Source organism: Actinomyces sp. ICM58 (assembly GCF_000283035.1).
Taxonomy (GTDB): domain Bacteria; phylum Actinomycetota; class Actinomycetes; order Actinomycetales; family Actinomycetaceae; genus Pauljensenia.
The window spans coordinates 1-4,563 of the sequence record NZ_ALIY01000214.1 but is presented as its reverse complement, the minus strand read 5'-3'; the positions used below and the strand labels follow the sequence as shown (position 1 = coordinate 4,563).

Below are 4,563 nucleotides of genomic sequence, written 5' to 3'. Positions count from 1 at the left end.
CTTGCCGCGCGCCTGGATGCCCCCCAGGGCTGCCTCGATGAGCGCGACGACGCCGGTGCCGTCCAGGTCGCCGCCGCCCGCCGCCTTCGATGCGCGCAGGAACGCGGTCCCGTACAGGGGGCCGGCGGCACCGCCGACCGTGGACATCAGGGTCTTAGCGACCAACTTGAGTACCTCGGCGACGGTGCCCGGCTGCGCTTCGCGCAGGGCCGCAACGGCGGCGGTGAAGCCCCGGTCCATGTTTTCTCCATGGTCGCCGTCCCCGATGGCCCGGTCCAGGTCCACCAGGTAGTCCCGGTTCTGAGCGACCGTGGCCGCCGAGGCCTCGATCCATCGCAGGGCCCACGCTGCGTCAACGCTCATCGTCTCGTTCCTTCCGCTCGGGCGTTTACTTCCAGGCCACCGTAGCCACGGGCGCGTCGAAGAGCTCGAGGAGCTCGTCGTCGGCGCGCATGAGGGTCACGGACACGCCGGGCATCTCCAGGCTGGTGACGTAGTTGCCGACCATCTGGCGGGCGATCTCGATACCGTCCTTCTTCAGGAGGGCAGCGAGGGCGCGGAAGCAGATGTATAGCTCGGAGATGGGGGTGCCGCCCATGCCGTTGACGAGGGCGACGACGCGCTCGCCTTCGGTCAGGCCCAGGTCGGCGCGCACGCGCTCGTAGAGCTCCGCGACCAGCGCGTCGGCGCTCTCCATGGAGCCGCGGCGGTATCCGGGTTCGCCGTGGATGCCGATGCCCAGCTCGATTTCGTCCTCGCCCAGGTCGAAGGAGGGCTTGCCGGCGTGGGGCACGGTGCAGGGGCCCAGCGCCAGGCCCATGGAGCGGGTCTGGTCGTTGACCTTGGTCGCGATGCGGGTGACCTCCTCGAGAGAGTCTCCGCGCTCTGCCGCGGCGCCCGCTATCTTTTCCACGAAGATCGTTCCGGCGACGCCGCGGCGTCCCGCCGTGTACAGGGAGTCCTCGACGGCCACGTCGTCGTTGACGACGACGGTGGCGACCTGAATGTCCTCCATGTCGGCCAGCTCGGCGGCGGTCTCGAAGTTGAGGACGTCGCCCGTGTAGTTCTTGACGATGTGCAGGACGCCCGCGCCGCGGTCGGCGGCCTTCGTGGCCTCCAGGATCGGGTCAGGGGTGGGCGAGGTGAAGACTGCGCCTGGCACGGCCGCGTCCAGCATTCCCTCACCCACGAAGCCGGCGTGCAGGGGCTCGTGTCCGGATCCGCCGCCTGAGACCAGGCCGACCTTGCCTTCGGCCTTGGGGGCGCGCCGGGTGACGTAGTCCGGCGAGTAGTGGACATCGACGAGGTCGGGGTGGGCCAGGGCGAAACCTTCCAGGGTTTCGCGCACGACGGCGTGGACGTCATTGACGAGCTTCTTCATGATGCCTCCTTGCACGGTGCTCATCTGTTCTTGTAGTCGAGATAATCGTGCCACGTTCCACAGAAAAACCCAACTGAGGCGGCCGCCACACGGCGACCGCCTCAATCGATAATCGGCTCATCGCGGGCTGTGGCCCGCCAGCTTGAGCATTTCCCCGGCCAGCATGACCGAGCCGAACACCAGGACTCCGCTACGATCCGCGGGCTCGGCCCCTGCCTCGGCGATCTCTGCTGCACGATCGACCGCGTCCGCCAGCGATTCGCGCACATCTACCCGGTCGGGCCCGAAGACCTCCCCGGCTATCTCCTCCAGGCGCGCCAGGTCGGCGGCGCGCTCGCCCGGCATCTGGGTGACGACGAGGTGGTCGACGAAGGGCTCAACCTCGGACAGGACGCCTTCGACGTCTTTGTCGCCCATCGCCGAATACACGCCCGCGATGCGCGCGAAGGCGAAGGAGGACTCCACGGCCTCGCGCAGGGTGGCTGCGCCCGCGGGATTGTGGGCGGCGTCCACGATGATCGTGGGCGAATGCCGCACCACCTGCATGCGCCCCGGGCTGGAGGCGTTCATGAGGCCCTGCTCGACGATGCGCCCGTCCAGGCCGCGTCCGCCCATGAAGGCCTCGACGGCGACCAGGGCAGCGGCCGCGTTGTGCGCCTGATACTGCCCGAACAGGGGGACGAAGACGTCCTCGTAGATCGCGGAGGGCGTGCGGATCGTGACCATCTGGCCGCCGACCCCCATCTGGCGGCCCATGACCTCGAAGTCGCGCCCCTCAATGCGGGCGATGGCGTCCACGGAGCGCGCCTGCTCGAGGAGGATGTCGAGGACTTCCTCTTCCTGAGCCATGATGACGACGATCTGGCCGGGCTTGATGATGCCGGCCTTTTCGCGCGCGATCTCCTCGATCGTGGAGCCCAGCCACTTCGTGTGGTCCAGGGCGATGGGCGTGATGACGGAGACGCCCGCATCGATGACGTTCGTGGCGTCCCAGCGCCCGCCCATGCCGACCTCGACGACGGCAGCATCCACGGGGTAATCCGCGAAGGCCGCGTAGGCCATGATCGTGAAGACCTCGAAGAAGGACAGGCGCGGTCCGCCTTCTTCCTGGCTACGCTCGTCGACCATGGCAATGTACGGGGCGACGTCTTCCCAGGCGCGCACGAATCCCTCGCGCGTGATCGGGTGGCCCTCGAGGGAGATGCGTTCGCGCACGTCGAGCAGGTGCGGGCTCGTGAAGCGGCCCGTCTTCATGCCGAAAGCGGTGAGCAGCGAGTCGATCATGCGCGACGTGGAGGTCTTGCCGTTGGTGCCCGTGATGTGGATCGACGGGTAGGAGCGCTGCGGGTCGCCCAGGATGTCCAGGGCGAGCTTCACACGGTCGAGCGTGGGGTCGATGTCGTGTTCGGGGGCGCGCGCGACGATGGAGCGGTAGATCTCCTGCACGCGTTCGTCGAGGGCCATGTCTTCCTCGGCGCGGGCGAGGGCGGCCTCATGGGAAGCGCGCTCGTCGCGTGCCTCGGCGGCGTCGTCGGCGAAGTCCTCGTCCACCTCGCCCTCAATCTCTGCGAGCACGGAGGGGTCGGGGCCCAGCAACAGGGAGTTCTCCACGAGGGCACGCAGGGCGGCCTCGCGTTCGCTCTCCTCGGCCTGCGGGTCGCTCGTCTCCCCCGCCTGGGTGTCCTCGGCCTCGTCGGCCGCTTCCAGGTACGGGATCAGGTCGGCCGGGATGCCGCCGCGCTGGTCGTCGTGGGCGGGGTCTTGCCCGAAGAACGATTCGCCTGCCATGTGTCCTCCACTTCTCGCAGTGTCCCGGCCATTTTACCGGCTCGCGCGGCGCGGGCGGCCTGTTCTGCCGGTCACGGCGCGTTGCCGCGTGTTTGTCGTGCGTTGGTCGAGCGCCGTCATCGACGAGGCCGGGGCGTGGTGCCCCGCTCCCCTTTCCGCGCGCGGCGGGTAACATAGTAGGTAACAACAAGCAAAAGTGAGGTGTGGAGGGTATTCATGGGTAAGTGGTTTGGTCAGGCAAGCGAGATCGAGGAGCTGCGCGCCGAAAACTCTCGGCTCAAGGAGCAGGTCGCGACCCTTGAGGCGCGCCTGCGCGCGGCCTACGCGGACGCGGGCATCACGGCCCTGGCCGGGCCCTCGCCTACTCCCGAGGCCGCAGCTCCCACCGCGCCCCCTTCTACCGCCGCCGCGCCTTCCCCTGCCACGGCCTCGTTCCCGGAGCTGAGCGCCGCCGAACTCGACATGGTGGCCGCGGGTCGCAAGATCGCGGCGGTCCAGTCCTACAAGGGGCGCACCGGCGTCAACCTGAAGACCGCGAAAGCGGCGATCGACGCAGTGCCCAAGGCCCCGTCCGCTGGCCTGGAGCTGACGAGTGCGGAGCTCGATCTGGTGGCGGCCGGTGAGCTCTTCAGCGCGATCAAGGCCTACAAGGACCGCACGGGCGTCGACCTGAGGACCGCCAAGGCGACGATCGACGCGGTCCGTTAAGCACCCGCACTCCTGTAGTAGGATGCCGCACACAGCGCGGCATCGCGCATTGTGACAACGCTAAGGAATCAACATGCTACTCGTTGGTGAACACGAGGAAGACGGCTGGATCCAATCCACCTTTACCCTGACCTACCGCGTCGCGTGGGAGCAGCTGCTCCTCGCCGTGTATGGGGCCTACCGCTACTTTTCCGATCCCGAGGTCCTGGTGGACGGCAAGCCCGTCGAGATCGGCACCCCCGAGGACATCCTCACCATCGCCGAGGACCGCAACATCATGCTGCGTGGCATCTCGACGGTCATTACCGCGCCCCTGATGATCAGCTTCTACAACCAGGTGCAATTCGTCAACGTGTCCGTGGCTGCCGTCAACGACGAGTTCCGCGACACCGACTACGAGAAGTACAACAAGTCGATGGGTCAGCTCATGGACTCCATGGAGATCATGATGCACCTGCCCGCGCCCACCGCCGAGGAAGAACCCACCGTCAGCGACACACCGGCCGCCCAGGAAGCCGCGCCGGACACCGACGAGGTCTCCACGCAAGCGCCCGCTGGCGACGAGCCGCCGGCCGACGAGGCACAGCACGCCACTGAGGAGCTGTTTGCCTCGGACGAAGACGCGCAGGAACGGCCCATCGCCGAGGCCCAGGCGCCCGCCGAAGCCCAGGCGCCCGCCGAGGATG

Annotated in this window: 5 protein-coding genes; 2 read left to right on the top strand and 3 right to left on the bottom strand. The window is 68.0% G+C overall.

What is annotated here, in order from left to right:
• The 3 genes from HMPREF1138_RS09515 to HMPREF1138_RS09505 form a co-directional block, all read right to left on the bottom strand.
• Positions 1-363: DAK2 domain-containing protein (locus HMPREF1138_RS09515; RefSeq protein ID WP_009059195.1), on the bottom strand; the 363-nt coding region annotated here is incomplete at its 3' end.
• Positions 364-388: 25 nt separating this feature from the next.
• Positions 389-1,381, bottom strand: coding sequence for a dihydroxyacetone kinase subunit DhaK (dhaK, locus tag HMPREF1138_RS09510; RefSeq protein ID WP_039937827.1), 993 nt, complete (start codon positions 1,379-1,381; stop codon positions 389-391).
• Between the two features lie 117 nt (positions 1,382-1,498).
• The gene (locus HMPREF1138_RS09505) at positions 1,499-3,169 is read right to left on the bottom strand and encodes a bifunctional folylpolyglutamate synthase/dihydrofolate synthase (RefSeq protein ID WP_009059200.1); all 1,671 of its coding nucleotides are present in this window, start codon (positions 3,167-3,169) and stop codon (positions 1,499-1,501) included.
• Between the two features lie 216 nt (positions 3,170-3,385).
• Between HMPREF1138_RS09505 and HMPREF1138_RS09500 the strand changes: the two genes are divergently transcribed.
• Positions 3,386-3,877 (top strand): hypothetical protein, encoded by a 492-nt coding sequence (locus HMPREF1138_RS09500; protein WP_009059193.1) that lies wholly within the window; start codon positions 3,386-3,388, stop codon positions 3,875-3,877.
• Positions 3,878-3,950: 73 nt separating this feature from the next.
• On the top strand, positions 3,951-4,563 hold a 613-nt coding region (locus HMPREF1138_RS11540; RefSeq protein WP_009059198.1), incomplete at its 3' end, for a hypothetical protein.